This window comes from Pandoraea sp. LA3 (assembly GCF_022696215.1).
Lineage (GTDB): Bacteria > Pseudomonadota > Gammaproteobacteria > Burkholderiales > Burkholderiaceae > Pandoraea > Pandoraea capi.
Window position 1 is genome coordinate 434,159 of the sequence record NZ_PTPY01000036.1, and the last position, 21,942, is coordinate 456,100.

17 protein-coding genes are annotated in these 21,942 nt (G+C 64.0%); 8 read left to right on the top strand and 9 right to left on the bottom strand.

Annotation, left to right across the window (positions count from 1 at the left end; genetic code table 11):
- Positions 1-6 precede the first annotated feature (6 nt).
- From C5N93_RS20370 to C5N93_RS20410, 9 genes are all read right to left on the bottom strand, one after another.
- Complete coding sequence (locus C5N93_RS20370; protein ID WP_174980907.1) at positions 7-390, bottom strand: type III secretion system chaperone; 384 nt, start codon at positions 388-390, stop codon at positions 7-9.
- Positions 353-1,303: a hypothetical protein gene (locus C5N93_RS20375; protein ID WP_242560684.1), complete on the bottom strand. Its 951-nt coding sequence runs from the start codon at positions 1,301-1,303 to the stop codon at positions 353-355. Before C5N93_RS20375 ends, C5N93_RS20370 begins: the two co-directional genes overlap by 38 nt.
- A gap of 139 nt (positions 1,304-1,442) precedes the next feature.
- Positions 1,443-2,699, bottom strand: a complete 1,257-nt coding sequence (locus C5N93_RS20380) for a hypothetical protein (protein WP_242560685.1) — start codon at positions 2,697-2,699, stop codon at positions 1,443-1,445.
- 171 nt (positions 2,700-2,870) lie between these two features.
- Positions 2,871-3,869, bottom strand: a complete 999-nt coding sequence (locus C5N93_RS20385; protein ID WP_242560686.1) for a hypothetical protein — start codon at positions 3,867-3,869, stop codon at positions 2,871-2,873.
- 324 nt (positions 3,870-4,193) lie between these two features.
- Positions 4,194-5,342, bottom strand: coding sequence for a rod shape-determining protein RodA (rodA, locus tag C5N93_RS20390; protein ID WP_242560926.1), 1,149 nt, complete (start codon positions 5,340-5,342; stop codon positions 4,194-4,196).
- The gene (gene mrdA, locus C5N93_RS20395) at positions 5,342-7,627 is read right to left on the bottom strand and encodes a penicillin-binding protein 2 (protein ID WP_242560687.1); all 2,286 of its coding nucleotides are present in this window, start codon (positions 7,625-7,627) and stop codon (positions 5,342-5,344) included. Before mrdA ends, rodA begins: the two co-directional genes overlap by 1 nt.
- Positions 7,628-7,672: 45 nt before the next feature.
- A complete protein-coding gene (gene mreD, locus C5N93_RS20400; RefSeq protein ID WP_039394706.1) occupies positions 7,673-8,185 on the bottom strand; it encodes a rod shape-determining protein MreD in 513 nt (170 codons plus the stop codon).
- 9 nt (positions 8,186-8,194) lie between these two features.
- On the bottom strand, positions 8,195-9,163 hold the full coding sequence (mreC, locus tag C5N93_RS20405; RefSeq protein WP_150720783.1) for a rod shape-determining protein MreC: 969 nt from the start codon (positions 9,161-9,163) through the stop codon (positions 8,195-8,197).
- 184 nt (positions 9,164-9,347) lie between these two features.
- The gene (locus C5N93_RS20410) at positions 9,348-10,391 is read right to left on the bottom strand and encodes a rod shape-determining protein (RefSeq protein ID WP_010805637.1); all 1,044 of its coding nucleotides are present in this window, start codon (positions 10,389-10,391) and stop codon (positions 9,348-9,350) included.
- A 551-nt stretch (positions 10,392-10,942) separates the two neighbouring features.
- Here C5N93_RS20410 and gatC point away from each other — a divergent pair.
- The 8 genes from gatC (at position 10,943) to C5N93_RS20450 (ending at position 21,922) form a co-directional block, all read left to right on the top strand.
- Positions 10,943-11,242 (top strand): Asp-tRNA(Asn)/Glu-tRNA(Gln) amidotransferase subunit GatC, encoded by a 300-nt coding sequence (gene gatC, locus C5N93_RS20415; protein ID WP_069343008.1) that lies wholly within the window; start codon positions 10,943-10,945, stop codon positions 11,240-11,242.
- A gap of 200 nt (positions 11,243-11,442) precedes the next feature.
- Positions 11,443-12,933, top strand: a complete 1,491-nt coding sequence (gene gatA, locus C5N93_RS20420; protein WP_242560688.1) for an Asp-tRNA(Asn)/Glu-tRNA(Gln) amidotransferase subunit GatA — start codon at positions 11,443-11,445, stop codon at positions 12,931-12,933.
- 119 nt (positions 12,934-13,052) lie between these two features.
- Positions 13,053-13,481: a hypothetical protein gene (locus C5N93_RS20425; protein WP_242560927.1), complete on the top strand. Its 429-nt coding sequence runs from the start codon at positions 13,053-13,055 to the stop codon at positions 13,479-13,481.
- Positions 13,482-13,656: 175 nt separating this feature from the next.
- Positions 13,657-15,129, top strand: a complete 1,473-nt coding sequence (gene gatB, locus C5N93_RS20430) for an Asp-tRNA(Asn)/Glu-tRNA(Gln) amidotransferase subunit GatB (protein ID WP_242560928.1) — start codon at positions 13,657-13,659, stop codon at positions 15,127-15,129.
- 295 nt (positions 15,130-15,424) lie between these two features.
- Positions 15,425-16,231, top strand: coding sequence for a polyphosphate kinase 2 family protein (locus C5N93_RS20435; protein ID WP_242560689.1), 807 nt, complete (start codon positions 15,425-15,427; stop codon positions 16,229-16,231).
- Positions 16,232-16,395: 164 nt separating this feature from the next.
- Positions 16,396-17,661, top strand: coding sequence for an efflux RND transporter periplasmic adaptor subunit (locus C5N93_RS20440; RefSeq protein ID WP_242560690.1), 1,266 nt, complete (start codon positions 16,396-16,398; stop codon positions 17,659-17,661).
- Complete coding sequence (locus tag C5N93_RS20445; RefSeq protein WP_242560691.1) at positions 17,658-20,825, top strand: efflux RND transporter permease subunit; 3,168 nt, start codon at positions 17,658-17,660, stop codon at positions 20,823-20,825. The genes C5N93_RS20440 and C5N93_RS20445 overlap by 4 nt, the downstream gene beginning before the upstream one ends.
- Positions 20,826-21,301: 476 nt before the next feature.
- Positions 21,302-21,922 (top strand): type 4 pilus major pilin, encoded by a 621-nt coding sequence (locus C5N93_RS20450; RefSeq protein ID WP_150720789.1) that lies wholly within the window; start codon positions 21,302-21,304, stop codon positions 21,920-21,922.
- The last annotated feature ends 20 nt before the right edge of the window (positions 21,923-21,942 follow it).

A 21,942-nucleotide genomic window follows, 5' to 3' on the forward strand; every position in this document is an offset into this window, starting at 1 on the left:
GCGATTTCAATTTGCCGAAGGAAGCGCCTGTGCGACATCCAGTAACTCACCGAACGCATCGGCGAGCGTCGCCCGGTCCTGACCGACCAGCGGCATCTTCATCCAGCAATTGAGCGTTCCGTTGTCGTTCAGCGAGAAGACCGGCTGACGGAAATCGGCGCGCAGATGATTGGCCGACAGTGCGGCCATCAGCGAGTCGGTCGACGGCATCTCATTGAACTCGGCCAGCATGAACCACGAGGCGTGATCGATGGCACCGAAATGCACCGACATTCGGTCCTCGACATCCAGACTTACGACTTCCTGATCCGGCGCCGGCTCGAAGGAAAAGAAGCCGATGTGGTGCAACAGTTCACCGACAACGTTGTGAAAAGAGTGCAGGTCTTGCATCGTGGAAGGTCCTTGAAAGAGGAGAAGGAGCGATCTCGCGATCGTGCGTGTCGGTGCCGGCTCCGATGTCGGCGTCGGATTCATTCGCCGATTTGACGGCAGTGCGACGATTGCGGGAGCGCGCGAGGCGGGCGAGCTCCTGATGTTGACGAAAGGTCGGATCGAACTTCGTCGAGCCGATACGGATGTCGCGAAGCACGTGCTCAAGCGACGCGCTGCTTCGCTCCAGCATGGCTGTCGCCGCAAGCCACATGCCCAGTCGCGCCGTACGATGTGTCGATTGCACGACGATCGGATGCGGCGCCGGGGACAGCATTTGGGTGTGATAGAAATCGTGCCGACGCATGTGTTGTGCGGGCGTCGACATCTTGAGCCGCTCTGCGGTCTGATGCAGGTACGACAGTGCTTCGGCGCGGATGATGGGCTCCCCGTCGTCGGCCCACGCCTGAATGGCGGGAAACGTGACGACGTCACATCCCTGTGTGATCGACACGATGCACGTGCGCAGATGCGTGCCGTGGTATCCGCAGTCGCCCTGCGCGAGCAGATAGGTCGCGTAGCCGATCTCGCCGAACCGGCAGCTCGTGGGCGAGAGCATCGGATAAGCGGCGTTGCGAGCGAGCAGCTCGTCATCGGAGGCGAGCGCAATCAGTACCGATGGCGGTGTCGTGAGCCAGCGACGCAGGTAGCGCTCGATATCCGGCGCGCGCGGGGGTTCGCGCCGCACGGCCAGCGTGCGCTTCGCGTGGGACAGCGTCTGTGAATCGCGAGGCGATTTTTCACCGGACCCGGCGGGTGCCGGTATCGTTGCAGCGTCATGCGCGGATGCCGCGCGAGACGTCCCTCCCGAGCAGCGGGATGCCATCGTCGCGGCGTGTCCGGCGGTGGGAGTAACGGTAACCGGAAACGACATGGCAAGTCTCCTTCATGTAATCGCGTCGTCTGTCGGCGGCGCGTGATGTGATGGGGGCGAGAAGGCGTGGCGAGACAGAGGCGCACCGCAGGCATGGTGTTTGACGAGAGGGCGCCCTGTCCGCCGTGCGTCGCGGACGCTATCGATGCATCAACAAGGGCTTTCGCAGGTCGTCGGCAAACGCGCCGATCACGTCCAGTTGATGATTGGTGCCAATGAGTTGCGGCGCGCCCGTGAGTCTGATGTCGGTGATGATCTCCTCTACGCTGAGATGTTCATGTGCGGTGCGCGACATGGCGAAAGCCGCCAGCAGTACCCCTGCGATGCCCTCCGGGTCGTCGAACACAATGACGGGACAGCCGGTCGGCAGAGCGCTGTTGTGCTTCGCGCCGGCATCGTCGGGCGGGGGCATGTGGCGCAACGCGTTTTCGATGAATTGCAGGGTCTGCGTGACGTACAGACGATCGGACGACACCTCCGACGCATGCCGGTAAGGCGCGTGCAGCACCGAGAATGTGACCTCGCTCTCGGACGAGCGAAGCGATGTGGAATACACGCTGAAATCGGTCACAAAGGTGGCCGCCGTACTGGTGGTGACGTGTCGCCGGCTCATGCGGATGGCCCCTTCGTGACGCTCGGCGCCGTGCGGCTCGCATTGCGCTGTGACATGCACGACAACCACCGGGCGCAGGCGCATCAGCAGCGCGAGGAAGCCTTCGACGGCACCGGACTGTGGCGTCTGGCACAGCACGGCGAGCGGTTGTCCGTCCACGTGGATGACGCTGGCCGGCAGCAGCGTGCCATCGGGGCCATGCAACGCCGTTTGTCGTGCGGCCCAGAGTTTGCGCTGCCGGCTCGTCGACAGCTCGCGGTGGTAGTGCTCGAGAAAAGGCGGGCTACGTTCCGTGATCAGCTTGTAGTGACCGGTTACGTTCTGCGCTGAGCCCATGCGCTGCTTGAGTTCGCACAGTGCGTCCTGCGTGCGTCCGCGCTCGAAGATGTCGACGGCGCACGTGTCGGGATTGCCGCGCCAGTCGAGCTGACGCTTGATACCTTGCAGCAGGCGGTTCTTGACACAGGTCGTGGCGTTGCGCAGCAGCCAGACGATCACGAAAGGCTGGTCGAGGCGCATGGAGCGCACGCCCGGACGCGAGGACTCGGGCCATTTCGCCGGTGCGTTCGGGTGCGAGGTGAGCGCCATATCGCGGGCACGACGCCACAAATGCGGATGCCGGTATGCGCTCCATCCGATGAGCAGAACGAGATAGCCGTCGCGGTTCACGCCGACCGTCGTGCGGGCGGGATCGACCGCATGCCGGCAGATCAGACGATGGAGCTGTTCGGCCTCCTGGTTGGTCATGGTGGCGGCGTTGATCTGGGTGTGGATCGATGCCATGCGTTGAAGTGCCTCCCGAGTCCAGAACGTTCGAAAGACAATGGTCATGTCCACTGCGTGAAGCCGCTTGCAGGTTTGGCTCATCGTATACGTGCGACCCCGGCGCGGCCGCGAGGCCGACACCGGGTGTTACCTGAAGTCCCTTGGCGGGGCACTCAGGTGGGGCACGGATCACCCCATTTTTCGCGTTCTGAGCATGGTCTGGATCAGGGTGTCTTTCGCCCGACCGGACGCGCGCAATTCTTCGAGGATGCTCGATGCGCCGGAGGACCGCGATGCGCTTTCCACACGTGCTTCGTCCGGCGTTTCCGGCAGGGGTTTCAACGTCAGCACGGTGTCCAGCGAATCCCGGCTTGAGGCAAAGGGCGGTGATTCCGACACCTTCGACACGTTCGAGTCTTCCGATACGGAGCGACTAAGGCTCGGTCCTGTCCTCGGCGTGAGATCGAAGGCAAAGGTGCGCGGTGGTTTTGGCGGTGAAGCCACGGGCGAGGTAATTCGAGGTTTTGGCACCGGCCGGGGGCTGGTGGCGCTGTCCGGGACAAAATCCTCATGCATCTCGCGCGACTTGTCGACGCTTGCGATAAACGTGTTGCGATCTTGCTTGGCCGGAAGGGGGGGCGGGGGATTGTCAGCCGCCATCATGGCGTCGAACTCGCGTCGCAACTGTGCGGCCTGATGTTGCACACGATGATAGTTTTCCGAGGCGTCGGTATCGTAACCGTCGTCCGAGCCCCTCCTGAGGCCGTCGCCGCTGGGTGTCGGGAGGTTACCGTTGAGCATCGCGCTCAGCAGATGAGGGGGCAACTGGCGTCTCGACTGCTCTGGCGTCACGAGGCGTGAGGCCTCCAAGGGATGAGTCCCCGGTGTTGCGGATGACGTGCCGTTCGTCGGCTGCTCCGGCTGTCTCGGCTGACCGGGCAACGCCAGCCTCGTCAGTAACGCCTGCACGGGCGCCCGATCCGTGCGCAGGTCCTTGAACTTGAACGCATCGATGATGGAGCGTGGCGGTTCTGTGGACAGGTCGTGATGCTTGAGCAGACTTTGGGCGCGCTTGCACTGATGCGGGTGCAGTAAGAACGTTCTGCCTTTGAAGGTCACGAGTTGACCGTCTTTGGTGATGCCGATGCGTTTGCCCTCGGCGCCGAACGCATTCGTGATCTGCTCCATGGGAAACGATGAGGTCACCGGTGATGAAGCCGCGGATTGCAGCGTGGGGGGCATGCTCATTGCGAAGTCCTCCTTCGATGGTGTGCATGACGCTTACCGGACTCCGTCCCCCGATGACTGCGGCGAACTCGGCGAACGCACATGCGTGTCGTTTGAGCCTCGTTTTTATCGGATTCGGCCTGAGCAGAATCCCACCTTTCGCTCATCGAAATAGGCAAAAGCCTCGACCGAACGAAAAAACGGCAGGGCGATTGCCCTGCCGCTTTCGTAATGCGGTGATGCGGTGATGCCGATGGCGCGCGCCGGCGTGCCCGCTGCGAGTCGCTAACTCTGCATGAGGCGTTTCTCGCGCGCCACGCTCATGAGAATACCGACCCCGAGGCCCAGCGTGACGAGCGCGGTGCCACCGTAGCTCATGAACGGCAGCGGCACGCCGACGACCGGCAGAATGCCGCTCACCATGCCCATGTTCACGAACGCGTACGTGAAGAAGATCATGGTGACAGCCCCCGCGAGCAGGCGGCCGAACAGGGTCGCGCCGCTGGCGGCGATCATCAGCCCGCGCGCGACCAGCAGCAGATACAGCACGATCAGCACGCCTTCGCCGATCAGGCCGAACTCTTCTGCGAACACCGCGAAGATGAAGTCGGTATGTTTTTCCGGGATGAATTCGAGGTGAGCCTGCGTCCCTTTGAGCCAGCCCTTGCCCGTGGTGCCGCCCGAACCGATGGCGATCACCGACTGAATCGTGTGGAACCCCTTGCCGAGCGGATCGGAGGTCGGGTCCAGCAGCGTGCACACGCGGTGCTTCTGGTAATCGTGCAGGATGTGCCATTCGACATCCGGCTGGCAAATCCTGTCTTCGAGCGCGAGGATCGTGCCGATGCCGATCACGCCGGCAATGAGCACCGGCAGAATCAGCTTCCACGACAGCCCGGCCAGATAGATGACGTAGAGGCCTGCGGCGGCCACCAGCAGACCGGTGCCGAGGTCGGGCTGCTTCGCAATCAGGCCCACGGGAATGCCCAGCAGGGCGATCGCGGCGAGATAGTCGAACCAGCGGATGTTGCCTTCGCGCTTCTGGAAGTACCAGGCCAGCATGAGCGGCATGGCGATCTTCATGATCTCGGACGGCTGAATGACCATGCCGACGTTCAGCCAGCGCTTCGCGCCCTTCTTCGTCAGACCGAACATCGCCACCGCAATGAGCAACGCAACGCCTGCCGTGTAGAGCGGCACGGCGAACTTCATCAGCGTCTGCGTCGGCAACATGGCCAGCACCCACATCAGAATGAACGTCAGCACGATGTTGCGGATCTGGTCTTCCACGCGGCCCGGCACGTCGATACTGGCGCTGTAGAGCGTGACCAGTCCCACGCACAGCAACAGGAAGACGATCAGTGCGAGCGGCTTGTCGAAGGCGGCGAACAGGCGTTTGACCTGCTCTTTCCACGTATGTTTGTCGAGCGCCATCATGGCGTTCCTCCTTGCGGGCTTCGTGCTCCCTGACCCTGAGCACGGATAGCGGCGCGATGGCGGGCTTCGTCGGCGACGGTCGGACTGACGGCCGGTTTGTTTGGCGGTGATGGGGCGGGAGACTGCGGCGAGGGTCTTGCCGGGTCGGCCGTCGCGGCAGAGGTTTTGCCCGGGACTGCCCGCGCCGTACCGACGGGCGCGGCCGACGTACCCGACGCCACGCGCGGCACCAGCGTGGTGGTGGACGCGGTGGCAGCGGTCGACGTAGCGACGTTGCGGTCAAGCTCGGCGGCGCTGGCGGGCGGCGCGTCCGGCGTTGCGGAAACGGCCGACGCCGCCCCGGCACCCGAGGCCGCCGCCTGCAACGCGGCCGCTTCCGCAGCGCGTTCCTTCGGTTCGGTAATGAGGTAGTAATCGAGCAGGCTGCGCGCGACCGGTGCGGCCTGCGTACCGCCCCAACCGGCGTTCTCGACGATCAGCGCAATCGCGATCTTCGGGTCGTCGGCCGGTGCGAAGGCGATGAACAGGGCGTGGTCGCGCTTGAATTCGGGAATCGCGTTGTGGTTGTACTTCTCGTTCTTGCCGAGCGAGTACACCTGCGCGGTCCCTGTCTTGCCACCGGCGTCGTACGGTGCACCGGCGAATGCCTGACGTCCCGTACCTTCCTTGATGACGCCGACCATCGCGCGTTTGACGAAGTCGATGTCCGCCTGCTTGTAAGGCAGACGTGCGCTCTCGTGCGGCACGGTGAGCTGACGCGAATGCGAGACCGGATCCTCGACCGCCTTCACCAGGTGAGGCTTCATCACCACGCCGTTGTTGGCGAGCGTGGCCGTGGCGTGGGCGAGTTGCAGAATCGTGAACGAGTTGTAGCCCTGACCGATACCCAGGCTGATCGTCTCGCCGTCGTACCACTTCTGCTGCGCGGGCTTCTTGTACGCCTTTCGCTTCCACTCGGTCGACGGCAGAATGCCGCGCGCCTCGCCTTCGATATCGATGCCCGTCAACTGGCCGAAGCCGAGCGGCGCCATGAAGTCGTGGATCGCGTTCACGCCGAGATCGTGCGCGAGCATGTAGTAATACGTGTCGTTCGAGACCACGATCGAGCGGTACATGTCGATCCAGCCCTGGCCGTTACGCACGTCGTTGCGGAACGTGTGGTTGCCCAGCGTGAACGAGCCCGTGTCCTGGAAGCCCCAGTTCGTCGTGCGCTTGCCGAGTTCGAGCCCTGCGAGCGCCATGAACGGCTTGTACGTCGAGCCGATCGGATAGGTGCCGCGCAGCGGTCGGTTGAGCAACGGACGGTCGGGCGAGTTGTTCAGGGCGTCCCAGTTCTGCTGGTCGATGCCTTCGACGAACAGGTTCGGGTCGAAGCTCGGCGCCGACACGAAGGCCAGCACGTCGCCCGTCTTCGGTTCGATGGCCACGACCGCGCCACGACGCCCCGCAAACGCCTGTTCGGCCACTTGCTGGAGCTTGATGTCGATGGACAGCACGAGGTTGTCGCCAGGGGTGGCCGGGGTGCGCGAGATCGTGCGCACCGGACGACCGCCGGCCGTCACTTCGATTTCCTCGAAACCGGTGATGCCGTGAAGCTGCGTTTCGTAGCTCTGCTCGACGCCGATCTTGCCGATGTAATCGGTGCCCTTGTAGTTGTTGGCGTCGCGCCGGATGTCGTACTTCGCGCTGTCGCTGTCGTTCTCTTCGCTCATCGCGTCGATACGCTGACGGTCGCGCTGCGAGATCCGGCCGATGTAGCCGATCACGTGCGCGGCCGTCTCGCCGAGCGGATATTGACGGAACAGGCGCGCGTGCACGTCGACCCCCGGAAACCGGAAGCGCTGGGCGGTGAAGCGCGCGACTTCTTCGTCCGTCAGTCGTGTGCGGATCGGCAGGCTCTCGAAGCTCTTGCTGTCGTCCATCAGCTTCTTGAAGCGGGCGCGATCGCGCGGCGTGATCTCGATCACGTCGGACAGATCGGTAACCAGATCTTCGAGCGGACGGCCGATCTTCGACGGCGTGATTTCGAGCGTGTAAGCGGAATAGTTGCGCGCCAGTACCACGCCGTTGCGATCCATGATCACGCCGCGATTGGGGACGATGGGGGCGAGCGAGACGCGGTTTTCGTCGGCTTGCAGGGCGTACTGGTTATGACGGAAGACTTGCAGATAGACGAAGCGCACTGCGAGCAGGCTGAAGCAGATCAGCACGAAAAGCGCGGCCGCCGTTACCCGCAGGTGAAACGTCTGTAGCTGTTGCTGGGGATTCTTGAACTCGGTCATGCTGGCATGGTGGGGCGCTTAGGTGCGATCCGACGGCAGTCGCCGTCAGATCGGACGCGTATCGTCGCGGTCGACGGCGCGTTTCTGGGGCGCCAGCAGCAAGATACTGATCACCGGCCAGAGCACGGCTTCCACGAAGCTGGCGGCGAGCGGCCACCAACCCGGAAACGCGGCGCCTGTGGCCAGGCGAATGATGAACGGCACGACGTGCGCGAGCAGCAGCAGCGGCAGCACCGTCAGTGCCTGACCGAGCAGCGTGAAGAACAGCACGCGGCGGTGAATCATGATCGCGCCGTACGACAGCAGCGTGTAGGCGAGGGCGTGTTCGCCGAGCAGACCGGCGTTGTGCACGTCCATGAGCAACCCGACGAGAAACGCGACGCCCATGCCGACCTTGCGCGGCTGGTGGATGTTCCAGAACATCAGCACCAGCGCGACGAAGTCGGGCATGGCCGGGGCGTGCCCCCACGGCATGAGGTTCACCAGAAACGCCACCACGAGACTGAGCGCGATGAAGTACGGATTGACCGGCAGCAGGATGTATTGCGGTCGTGGCATGTGAGTTCCTTAATGACCCTTGCGGGCGCCCGGCGCGAGTTTCGGATCGGCGCGCGTGCCGCCCTTCGGCGCGGGTTTGCTGCCGCTGGCCGACGGATCGGAGGCGCGCGCGAGATCGGCGGCGGCGTCCGGATGCAGGGCGAGCGGCGTGGTGTATTGCAGGACCAGCACCTGACGCTGGCTGCGCAGATTCGCGACCGGCTGGCACAGGATGCGGGCGAAGGCGGTGTCCGAGACACGGTCGACCTTGGTGATGCGCGCCACCGGCAAGCCGGCGGGGTAGACGCCGTCCAGACCACTGGTGGCAATCTCGTCGCCGACCTTCACGTCGGCCGAGAGCGGAATGAAGCGCAGGTCGAGCACGTCGCCGCGCAGCCCGCCGTAGATCACGCTGTGCACGCCGCTGCGGGTGACCTGCACCGGCACGGCCTGTTCCTTGTCGGTGAGCAGCGTGACTTCGCTTTGCATCAGGAAAACGCGCGAGACCTGACCGAGCAGGCCCTGTTCGGTGACGACGGGCGCACCGAGCTTGACGCCGTGCTTCGTGCCGCGATCGATGACCACGCGCTGCGTGAACGGATCGCGCGTGTCGTATTCGATTTCTGCGGGAATGCTGGGTACGGGCAGACGCTCGCGCAAGGCCAGCATCTGACGCAGATGTTCGTTCTCGGCCACGAGCTGGTTGTTGCGCTGAGCCTGAACGGAGAGTTCGAGATTGCGCTCGCGCAGCGTGCTGTTGTCGGACGAGAGCTGCGATTCGGTCGAGAAGAATCCCGCTACGCCGAGAATGGCGTCGCGCGGCAACAGCATCATGCGTTGCACGGGATAGAGCGCGGTGCCGACAACGGCGCGCACCCGTTCCAGCGTGTTGTAGTGCGAGTCGACCACGAGCAGGCCGATGGCGAGCGCGACGAAACAGATCAGCCGGGCCAACGCCGACGGTCCCTGTTTGAACAGTGGCGGCGGACTGTACTGCATGGTGGGCCCTTCAGGGAAGCACGCGCAGCGAGACGCCGCGGTGCGCGAGTAGTGTCAGTCGGGCGCGACGCAGGGGCGCGAGGCCCGACTCCGTGCGCGAGGTCGTGCGGCGTGGCTGGCCGTCCCGGGCGAGGGGTGGAAGGGAATATCCCACCGCGCCGGACGACGAACCACGCACGTTGGCTTACTCGTAGGAGAAGATGCTGCCGAGCTTGTCCATACGCTCGAGCGCCATGCCCGAACCGCGTACCACGCAGGTGAGCGGGTCTTCGGCGACGAGCACCGGCAGGCCGGTTTCTTCGGCAAGCAGACGGTCCAGATCGCGCAACAGCGCGCCACCGCCCGTGAGCATCATGCCGCGCTCGGCGATGTCTGCACCCAGTTCCGGCGGGGTCTGTTCGAGGGCGATCTTCACCGACGACACGATCTGGTTGAGCGGATCGGTCAGGGCTTCGAGGATTTCGTTGCTGGAGATGGTGAAGGCGCGCGGAATCCCTTCCGAGAGGTTGCGGCCCTTGACTTCCATTTCCTTGACTTCCGAACCCGGGAAGGCCGAGCCGATTTCCTTCTTGATCGCTTCAGCGGTCTGTTCGCCGATGAGCATGCCGTAGTTGCGGCGGATGTAGTTGACGATCGCTTCGTCGAACTTGTCGCCGCCCACACGCACCGAACCCTTGTAGACGATACCGCCCAGCGAGATCACGCCGACTTCGGTCGTGCCGCCGCCGATGTCGACGACCATCGAGCCCGTGGCTTCCGAGACCGGCAGGCCGGCACCGATGGCAGCGGCCATCGGCTCTTCGATCAGATACACCTGCGAGGCGCCGGCACCGTGTGCGGCTTCCTTGATGGCGCGACGCTCGACCTGGGTCGAACCGCACGGCACGCAGATGATGATGCGCGGCGACGGCGAGAACAGGCGCGACTCGTGGGCCATCTTGATGAACTGCTTGATCATCTGCTCGGTCACGGTGAAGTCGGCGATCACGCCGTCCTTCATCGGACGAATGGCTTCGATGTTGCCCGGGACCTTGCCGAGCATCTGCTTGGCTTCCTTACCGACGGCCTGAATCGTCTTCTTGCCGCTCGGGCCACCTTCCTGGCGGATGGCGACCACCGAGGGTTCGTCGAGAACGACGCCCTTGCCGCGCATGTAGATCAGGGTGTTGGCCGTGCCCAGGTCGATGGCCAGGTCGTTGGAGAAATAGCTGCGAAGAAAACCGAACATGCAAAATCCTGTGTTTGCGTGAGGCCGCCCAATGCGAATTTGACTGGGACGGCTGCCTGTCGTCTGGGTTCCGGCCTGTTCGCAAAAAAATCGCCAGGCGCCACGCGGCGGCTCGCGAAACGTGCGGACAAACCGAGGAATGCGGTACTGGGCAGGAGGCGGGGCTGCCGTCAAAAATTCGTCGCGTCAGGGTCTTCCAATGGACTGCGCGATCGTCTGTCGCGCCCCCCGGACTGGCCGTGGCCCACCTGCGCGACAGCGGCGGAGGGTGCAAAAACACGCTCCGACGCAAATTTAATGCGCAATGATACCTTATAATTTCGCAGGTTTTGCAGGAAAAACGAGCACGTTGACGCCACATTCGACCCCCGCGGCAGTTTTGCCCGGACCCTTGCGGCACGGCGTGTCGGCCCTCCTGCGCGGCGCGGTGCACGGAGTAAAACGACGGACGGGTTCGGTCTCGTGCGCATATTCTCCGCACTCTGTCCCTAATTTTGGCGACAGACATGCATCCGGCTGCTCTCCAATGCGCATTTTTTCGGGATTTCTTCATGGCTTTGAATCTCTCCGACGTCAAACGCATCGCTCATCTCGCACGTCTCGAGCTGGCCGATGACGAGGCGGCTCACATGGAAAAGGAGCTCAACGGCTTCTTCGCGCTCGTCGAACAGATGCAGTCGGTCGACACGAATGGCGTTGCCCCGCTCGCGCACCCGATCGAACAGATTCAGGAAGTCGCTCAGCGTCTGCGCACCGACGCGGTGACCGAGCAGGTCGACCGTGAGGCGAATCAGCGCCCGGCGCCGGCCGTGCAGGACGGTCTCTACCTGGTGCCGAAGGTTATCGAGTGAGTCCGGCGTTGCGTGCGTGACGCCCCGCCAAACCGGCGCCGCGCGACGCATCGCCCGCGATCCTTCGCTGCGGTTGTCGAGCCGCACGATCGAGACCGATGTGACCGCTTTCGTCATGACCGCCTGATCCGGTCGCCCTTCCGGTCGATTTTGCGATTTTTCATGCCGTTTTTCATGCGCTACCCAGTACAGCAGCCATCATGGAACAAGATCTGATTCACCTTCAGGATTTGCGCGCCGCGCTCGACGCCAAGCGCGTCTCGAGCGTCGAGCTGACGCAGCACTATCTGGACCGCATCGCCGGTGCCGCCGATCTGAACGCCTTCGTGCACGTCAATGCCGAGGCGAGCCTCGCGCAGGCCCGTGCCGCTGATGCGCGCATTGCCGCCGGCGACGGCGCCAACCAGCCGTTGCTCGGCATTCCCGTGGCGCACAAGGACGTGTTCGTCACGCGTGGCTGGCACAGCACCGCTGGCTCGCGCATGCTCAAGGGCTACGAGAGCCCGTTCGATGCGGCCGTCGTCGAGCGTCTGTCGAACGCCGGCATGGTCACGCTGGGCAAGACCAACATGGACGAGTTCGCCATGGGCTCGTCGAACGAAAATTCCTACTACGGTCCCGTGAAGAACCCGTGGGACAAGCTGGCTGTGCCGGGCGGATCGTCGGGTGGCTCGGCGGCGGCAGTGGCCGCACGTCTCGCGCCGGTCGCGACCGGTACCGACACCGGCGGCTCGATCCGTCAGCCAGCCGCCTTCTGCGGCGTGACCGGCATCAAGCCGACGTATGGCCGCGTGTCGCGTTACGGCATGATCGCGTTCGCTTCGTCGCTCGATCAGGGCGGCCCGTTCGGTCACAGCGCGGCGGATTGCGCATGGCTGCTTAACGGCATGGCCGGTTTCGACGCCCGCGATTCGACCAGCCTTGAGCGTGCGGACGAAGACTTCGCGCGCGGTCTGGGCAAGCCGCTCGACGGCGCCACGGCCGACAAGCCGCTGGCCGGCCTGCGCATCGGTCTGCCCGCCGAGTACTTCGGTGAAGGGCTCGACGCCGACGTGCGCGAATCCATCGACAACGCACTCGCCGAGTTCGAGAAACTCGGCGCGGTGCGCGTGCCGGTGTCGCTGCCGAAGACGGAACTGTCGATCCCCGTGTATTACGTGCTGGCTCCGGCGGAAGCCTCGTCGAACCTGTCGCGTTTCGACGGTGTGCGCTTCGGCCACCGCGCGGCCGAATATCGCGATCTGCTCGACATGTACAAGAAGTCGCGCGCCGAAGGCTTCGGCACCGAGGTCAAGCGCCGTATTCTCGTGGGCACGTATGTGCTCTCGCATGGTTACTACGACGCCTACTACTTGCAGGCGCAGAAGATTCGCCGTCTGATCGCGCAGGACTTCCAGAACGCGTTTGCCCAGTGCGACGTCATCATGGGGCCGGTGGCGCCGTCGGTGGCATGGAACCTTGGCGAGAAGAGCGCCGACCCGGTGCAGATGTATCTGGCCGACATCTACACGCTGTCGGTGAGCCTCGCCGGACTGCCGGGCATGAGCCTGCCGGTCGGCCCGGGGCGCAACGCGCGTCCGGTCGGGCTGCAAATGATCGGCAACTACTTCGACGAAGCCCGCCTGCTGCAAGTGGCCGACGCGTTCCAGCGCGCGACCGACTGGCACAAGCGCGCACCGGCGGGCGTCTGATCATGGACCGCCAGCGCGTTCAGCACGACACGCTCTCGCACGCCGCCGTCTCCACGGGCGGCTCGCGTGATTCGCGCGATACCGCGCCGACCTACCGTCGGCTGATGTCTCGCGCCTTGATGCTCGCCGGCATGGTGCTCACGCTCGCGTCGTGCTCCCTGCCGTTCTCGCGTCCCACGCCGATCGCTTACCGCGAAATCAATCTGTCGGGCTATTGCTCGCAGACAGATGAAGACGGCTTTCGCGAGCAGGCGACGCTCAAGGTGCAGGGCAATCAGGTGCAGTCGCTGGACTGGCGTCTGTGGGTGGGCAGCCGTGGCAGTTGCCACTTCAATCTGGCGGATTTTCACCAGACGAAGTGGCGTCCGAGCATCGAGCTGCAAGCGAACCGCGGTAGCTGCAAGCTGCTGATCTGGCAGGACCCGGGCAACGTCACCATCGGGCATGCCAATTGCGAGGCGTACTGCTCGGCGGGCATCTACGAAAACGCGTGGCCGGTGAGCTTCGATCCGCAGTCGGGCGTTTGCGCGCGAGATACGCGCCGGTAAACACACATCGACCGACGTCGGACGGATATCGGGCTGGCATCGACGAACAGGAACAGACCGGGACGTCGCCTACGTGGCACGACCGGCAGCGAAGGCAAGGCCAGAGGCCATGCCGACACGTTGAGAAGGCAGGGCCATCGCGCCGTGCCGACAAGTTGAGACAAGGGTGAACCTTATGCAATGGGAAGTCGTTATTGGTCTGGAGACGCACGCACAGCTCTCCACCGCTTCCAAGATTTTCTCGGGCGCATCGACGCAGTTCGGCGCGGCCCCCAACACGCAGGCCTGCCCGGTGGATCTGGCGCTGCCCGGCGTGCTGCCCGTGCTCAATCGCGGCGCCGTCGAGCGTGCGATCGAGTTCGGCCTGGCCATTGGCGCGACGATCGCACCGCGCAGCATCTTCGCGCGCAAGAATTACTTCTACCCGGATCTGCCCAAGGGCTACCAGATCAGCCAGTATGAGATCCCGGTGGTGCAGGGCGGCGCGCTGAAGATTCAGGTCGAAGCCGATGCACGCACCGGCCGTGAAGCCTACGAGAAGGTCGTGACGCTCACGCGCGCTCACCTCGAAGAAGACGCAGGCAAGTCGCTGCACGAAGACTTCGCCGGCATGACCGGCATCGACCTGAACCGCGCCGGTACGCCGCTGCTGGAGATCGTGACGGAGCCTGAAATGCGCAGCGCGGCCGAGGCCGTGGCCTATGCGAAGGCGCTGCACGGTCTGGTCGTCTGGCTCGGTATCTGCGACGGCAACATGCAGGAAGGCTCGTTCCGTTGCGACGCCAACGTGTCCGTGCGTCCGGTCGGTCAGAAGGCATTCGGCACGCGTGCCGAAATCAAGAACCTGAACTCGTTCCGCTTCCTCGAAGAGGCGATCCAGTACGAAGTGCGTCGTCAGATCGAACTGATCGAAGACGGCGGCACCGTGGTGCAGGAAACGCGTCTGTACGATCCGGACAAGAAGGAAACGCGTTCGATGCGCAGCAAGGAAGACGCGCACGACTACCGTTACTTCCCGGACCCGGATCTGATGCCGCTCGCGATCGACGCCGAATGGATCGAGCGCGTGCGTGCCGCCCTGCCGGAACTGCCGGCCGGCATGCAGGCCCGCTTCGTCGAGTCGTACGGTCTGTCGGATTACGACGCCGCCGTGCTCACGCAGTCGAAGGCGCAAGCCGCCTACTTCGAAGCCGTGGTCGCCAAGGCAGGCAAGGCCAGCGCCAAGCCCGCCGCAAACTGGATCATGGGCGAACTGTCGTCGCTGCTCAACCGCGAAGACATCGCCATCGACGCCAGCCCGGTCTCCAGCGCCCAGCTCGCCGGTCTGCTCGCGCGGATTGCCGACAACACGATCTCGAACAAGATCGCCAAGGAAGTCTTCCAACTGATGTGGGAAGAGCGCGCCAGCGACGATGGCGCGGCCGATCGCATCATCGAGGCGAAGGGTCTCAAGCAGATCACCGACACGGGCGCGATCGAGAAGATCATCGACGAAGTGCTGGCCGCCAACGCCAAGTCCGTCGAGGAGTTCCGTGCGGGCAAGGAGAAGGCGTTCAACGCGCTGGTCGGACAGGCGATGAAGGCCACGAAGGGCAAGGCCAACCCGGCGCAGGTCAACGAGCTGCTCAAGAAGAAGCTCGGTGCCTGATTCGGTGGCCGATGACGGGAGCCGGTCGCGGTAACGACCGGTCACCGCCAGACGCCAAAGGCGCGGTCGCCGACGTTCGGCGCCGCGCCTTTTGTTTTGCGCCGAAAATTTCTTGATGCCGCCCTTCGCATTTGCGCGTTTTCCCAGAACGTCGAGCATTTGCACGGATTCCGAAGCGCCCCTTGTCCGCACCCGCGCCGTTATCTCCCGGGTGATTCGCTGATACCGGGCGCTTTTTTTGCGCCGTACGCAAATTGCGCCATACTCCGAGTTGGTTTTCACGCAGGAGTCGGCGATGTTCGAGAAATACCGCGTCCCCCTTGGCAAGAAGCTGGACCTCTCGGCCTTCGATCCGGCCGACAAGCCGTTTTCCGGCGACAGTAAGGACGACGACAAGGCGCGTCTGGCGGAACTCGCGCTCAAGCTCGACGAGTTGCAGACGATCCTGCACGCCAACAGCCGCCACCGTGTGCTGCTCGTGCTCCAGGGCATGGACACCAGCGGCAAGGACGGCACCATTCGCGCCGTGTTCCAGAACGTCGATCCGCTCGGGATTCGCGTGGCCAATTTCAAGTCGCCCACGCCGATAGAACTGTCGCGCGACTTCCTCTGGCGGGTGCACATGGTGGTGCCCGCGGCGGGCGAACTGGCGATCTTCAATCGCAGCCATTACGAAGACGTGCTCATCACGCGCGTGCACGACTGGATCGACGCCGACGAGTGCAAGCGCCGCTACACGCACATCAATAACTTCGAACGGCTGCTCGCGGACAACAACACGCACATCATCAAGTGCTTCCTGCATATTTCGGCCGACGAGCAGCGCAAACGGCTTCAGGAACGCATCGACGATCCGAACAAACACTGGAAATTCGAGCTGGGCGACCTCAAGGAACGCAGCTTCTGGCCGCAATACACAAAGGCCTACGAGGCGGCCTTGTCGGCAACGTCGACGGAATATGCGCCGTGGTATATCGTGCCTTCCGACTCAAAACGTCACCGTAATCTGATGGTGGCAGAGTTGCTGGTGCAGGCGCTGACGGAACTGAATCTGTCCTACCCACCCGCCAGACCCGAGTTGACGGGCATGAAGGTGGAGTGAGGGACGGCATGAAGTGACGTGTCGCCTCGTGTAGTTAGTGATGTGCAATGACGTGAATGGCCGTGGCAACGATCCACGGTTGTTTTATCAGTAGAAACAGACGCGACCGGGCGAGCGGGGGCTTGGCCGGTGAGTTGGCGTCGCATGGGGAAACGGGGAAGAAGATGAGTGACGAGAACGCCCGCCGGCCGGTGCCGGGGGACGCGGCTGCCCATGGGCAGGAGAGTGCAGCCAGACCGCTCGGCCATACCGCGCCGGGGTCGGGGACAGGGCGGCGCCGCTGGGTGGTGGGTTTGCTGGCGATCGTCGTGATCGCAGGCGCGGTCGTGTGGCTGCGATCACGCGGTGCACAGGCGCCGGTCAAGACGGCCGCCGCGCCGTCGGTCACGGCCGCGACGGTCGAGGTGCGCGACGTGCCGGTGCGGCTCATCGCCAACGGCACGGTCACCGCCCGCCAGACCATCGACGTCCGCCCGCAGATCTCCAGCACGATCCGTCAGGTCCACATCAAGGAAGGGGACTTCGTCAAAGCCGGGCAATTGCTGTTCTCGCTCGACGCACGCATGGACGAGGCCAACCTCAAGAAGGTGCAGGCGCAGCTCGCCAAGGACGAAGCCGATCTCGCCAACGCCCGTCGTACGCTGGCGCGTACCAGGCAATTGATTGCCGAGCACTTCGTCTCGCAAAGCGCGCTCGATACGGCGCAAAGCGGCGTAGACAGCCTCACCGCGCAAGTCGCCGCCGACCGCGCCGCGATTGCCGCGAGTCAGGTGGCCGTCGACTACAACCAGATCCGTGCGGGCATCGATGGCCGCACCGGTGCGATCAACGTGCATCCGGGCAGCCTCGTGACGCCGGGCGGCGCGGCGCTCGTGAGCATCACCCAGCTCGATCCCATCGACATCAGCTTCACGTTGCCCGAAGGCGCACTGGCCGAATTGCAGGCCGCGCGTGCCGGCGGTCCCGTCGCGGTCACCGCGACGCTCGGCACGACGGGCGTGAACGTCACCGGTCAGCTCAGCTTCATCGACAACGCCGTCGATTCCCAGACGGGCACGATTCGTCTGAAGGCGGCCTACGACAATCGGGACGCGAAGCTCTGGCCCGGCATGTACCTCAATGTCGCCGTGATCGGTCGCGTGCTCAAGCAGGCCAGCGTGGTGCCGCCGCAAGCGGTGCAGACCGGCCCGGACGGCAAGTTCGTTTACGTGATCGGCAACGACGGCAAGGTCAGCGCGAAGCCGGTGAAGGTCGGCTACGTGGAAGCGAAGCTGGCGGTCGTCGAGGGCGTGGCCGCCGGGGCGAAGGTCGTGCAGGAAGGCGCGGAGAACCTGCGACCGGGCAACACGGTGACGGTCGTGGCGTCGCGTGAAAGCGGCGCTACGGTCGCGTCCGCAGGTGATAAGGGTGATAGCGGGAAGGCCCCATGAACCTCTCAGAACTCTGTATCCGCCGGCCGGTCATGACGATCCTGCTGTGCGTGGCGGCCGTGGTCGCCGGCCTGATCGCGTACGGCCAGATTCCGATCTCCGCCCTGCCCAGCTATAACTCGCCGGTCATTCAGGTCACGGCCACGTTGCCGGGCGCGAGCCCGGAGACGATGGCCGCGTCGGTGGCCGCACCGATGGAGAAGCAGTTCTCGACCATTGCCGGCGTGGCGGTCATCAGTTCGACCAATACCCAGGGCACCACGTCGATCATCATCGAATTCGACAGCGACCGCGATATCGACGCGGCGGCGGTCGACGTGCAGGCGGCGCTGTTCCGCGCGCAGCGCAAGCTGCCGGTGGAGATGACCACGCCGCCGTCGTACCGCAAGGTCAATCCGGCCGATGCGCCGATTCTGTTCCTCGCGATGAACTCGCCGTCGATGTCGCTCGCCGAACTCGACGATTACGCGGAAAACCTCGTCTCCCCCACGCTCTCCACGCTGCCCGGTGTGGCCCAAGTGCTGATCTTCGGGCAAAAGCGCTTCGCCGTGCGCGTGAAGGCGCGCCCCGACGCGCTCGCCGCGCGCAAGCTCACGCTCGACGACGTGGCGCGTGCGCTTGCGTCAGCCAACGCCAACAGCCCCGTGGGCACGCTCGACGGCAGCCGTCAGACGCTGACCATCGAAGCCAACCGGCAGATGACGAAGGCCGAGCAGTTCGCGAACCTCATCATCGCCAGCGTGAACGGCAACCCCGTGTATCTGCGCGATGTGGCCGACGTGCAGGACAGCGTCGAGTCGGTGAAGACGGGAAGCTGGGTCAACGGCGAGCGCTCGATCGTGCTCGCGGTGCTGCGTCAGCCCAATGCGAACACGGTGGCGACGGTCGATCAGGTGAAGGCGGCGCTGCCGCGTCTCGCGGAGCAAATGCCGCAGTCGATTCAGGTCAAGCTGCTCAACGACCGCTCGGTGTCGATCCGTGAGTCCATCGACGACGTGCAGTTCACGCTCGCGCTCACGGTGATTCTCGTCACGCTCGTGATCTTCCTGTTCCTGCGACGGCTGGCCGCCACGCTCATTCCGGTGATGTCGCTGCCGGTGTCGCTGATCGGCACCGTCGCGCTCATGAAGGGCATGGGCTACTCCATCGACAACATCTCGCTGCTGGGCATCACGCTCGCCGTCGGGCTGGTGGTCGACGACGCCATCGTGATGCTCGAGAACATCGTGCGTCACATCGAGAACGGCGTGCCGCCGCTGCGTGCCGCGCTCGTCGGCTCGCGCGAGATGGGCTTCACGATTCTTTCGATCTCGATCTCGCTGGTCGCCGTCTTCATCCCCATCTTCTTCATGCCGGGCGTGATCGGGCTGATGTTCCACGAGTTCGCCGTGGTGGTGTCGCTGGCGATTCTGGTGTCGGCGGCGGTGTCGCTCACGCTGATTCCGATGCTGTGCAGCCGCTATCTCAAGCACGAGCAGGACGAAGGCATGGGGCTGCGCGCCACGCAATGGTTCGAGGACGGCTTCGTGTGGGTGCAGAACGCCTACGTACGCAGTGTCGACTGGTGTCTGGCGCATCGCAAGTGGGTGATGGGGGCCGCAGGGGCGACGTTCCTCGCCACGGGCGTGCTGTTCGCCACGATTCCGAAGGGCTTCTTTCCGAGCGAAGACATCGGTCAGGTGCAGGTGACGGCCGAGGGCGCGCAGGATATCTCGTTCACGGCGATGTCGGCGTTGCTGCGTCAGGCGGGCGACATCATCCGTGCGAACCCGGCGGTCGAGACCGTGATCGTGTCGGCCAGCGACAGCAATCAGGGTCGCATGTTCATCAACCTGAAGCCGCACGGCCAGCGTGCGCACATGAGCGAGGTGTTGGAGGCGTTGCGACGCGAGGTGAAGCAGGTGCCGGGGCTGAACGTCTATTTCAATCCGGTGCAGAACCTGCAACTGGGCGGCAAGCAGAGCAAGAGCCGTTACCAGTATGTGATGCAGAGCGTGAAGCCGGGCGAGATGCAGTTGTGGTCCGATCGTCTCATGACGATGATGCGCGCCGATCCGATCTTCCGCGACGTGACGACCGACGCGCAGATGAAGGGCCTGCAAGCGCAACTCACCATCGACCGCGACAAGGCGAACACGCTGGGCGTGGCGATCGGCGACATTCGCAGTGCGCTCTACAGTGCGTTCGGGGAGCGTCAGGTCTCGACCATCTACACGCCGAGCGACAGCTATCAGGTGATCTTGCAGGCGGACGATAACGACCGCCGCGACGAAGGCGCGTTCGACAAGATCTATGTGCGTGGCAAGGGCGGGGCGCTGGTGCCGCTCTCGGCCGTGGCGACGGTCGAGCGCAAGATGGGGCCGGTGTCGGTGAACCATCAGGGCCAGTTGCAGGCCGTGACGCTGTCGTTCAACCTCGCGCCGGGTGCCGCGCTGGGCGATGCGTCGCAAAAGATCGTGGGCTTCCAGCATCAACTGGGCTTCCCGCCAAGCATCATCACGAGCTGGGGCGGCGACGCGGCCGCGTTCCAGAAGTCGCAGGCCAGTCAGGTCGTGCTGCTCGTCGGCGCATTGCTGGTGATCTACGTGCTGCTCGGCGTGCTGTACGAGAGCTACATCCATCCGATCACGATTCTCGCGGGGCTGCCGTCGGCGGCGGTCGGCGCGCTCATCACGCTGCGTCTGTTCGGCATGGACCTTTCGCTCATCGCGGTGATCGGCATTCTCATGCTGATCGGTATCGTGAAGAAGAACGCGATCATGATGATCGACTTCGCGCTCGACGCGCAGCGCAACGGCGGCATGACACCGACGCAGGCGATTCGTCAGGCGTGCGCGCTGCGCTTCCGTCCCATCATGATGACCACGCTGGCGGCGCTCATGGGGGCCCTGCCGATCGCGCTCGGACTCGGTGCGGGCGCTGAGCTGCGGCAGCCGCTCGGTCTCGCAGTGGTGGGCGGGTTGCTGTTCTCGCAGGTGATCACGCTCTACATCACGCCCGTCATCTATCTCTATCTCGACCGCTTCGCCGGTAAGGGCCCGCTCGTGCTGCCCGGCGACAAGGCGGCGAACGACGGCGGCGAGCGTCGCGATGACGCGGGTGGGGCTCACGGCATGGAGCGCACCGCAGGCGTCGACGGACTCAAAACCGGTCACGCTCACTAAGCGTTGATCGTCCCCACGCGCGGCATGTCCTTCGGCATGCCGCGCGTCTGAATGCCGCCCTCCATCACAAGCACACCTGCCTGTCATCCGGAAGCCATGTCCTGTGGCTTGTGAATTGGCTGATTCCTGACATTTGCGCGGGTCTTCAAGTGCCCTTGGATTGCGTTTAGTCGCATTCCTATTTTTGCGTTTAAGCACCCGTCGGTGTCCCGCCGTCGGGTTTCCAGACCCCGTCTTGCTCTGCCCAACATTTTGCGATGCATTTCGCGAGTGTCGACGCGCGTCCGTAGGTATCGGAAATGGCGCACCAATGGGCGATTTCTTGCTTGCGTCAAATGTCAATTTGCGAAAGACGCGCGCCGCACGCGACAACGCGAAGGCGCGCATTGGGGCATAAATCGCCCCTGTCGTCGCAAGCGAGGTCTCTCGCATCGCGGCGTCGTGATTTCCCATTCCTTCAAAAAACGGACTGACAAATGAACGTACGTACAGACGCGAGCGCAATCGCGCAACTCAAGAACAAGGTGGCTTTACGGATGAGCAAACGCCGTCAACGCGGGGTGACGCTAGTGGAGCTTTCGGTCGCTGTGGCGGTGATGGGGCTGATCATGGCCGGGGCGATGGTCGGTGTGCCGCGCCTGATGAACAACGTGAAGCTGTCGCAGGAGATGAAAGACTGGCAGATGTCGGCGCTGGCGGTGCAAAACGCCGTAGCGTCGGGTGCGCTGCCGGTGACGACCACGCCGCAGCAGATTCTGAATCTGGCCATCGCCGAGCCGTTCAATCGCTCGGCGCCCGACAAGCTGCTCAACCGGTTCGGCGGTGCGATCACGATCGAAGCGGTCGACGGCGCGAACTTTCCATCGAGCGGCGTCAAAGTGAAATCGACCGGCTATCCGAGCGCGCAGTGCCAGGAGTTCGCCAACAAGATGCAGGGGCTGTTCGCCACCCTCACGATCAACGGCACCACGATCAAGGACAAAGCCAAGGCATTGGACATGACCGAGATCCCGACGGCATGTACCAAAACGGCAGGCGCCGGCGGCAACCAGGTGGACGCGGCGCAGGCCGACATGGAATTCACCATTGCCGGATGAACAGCATTCACGGGGATCTG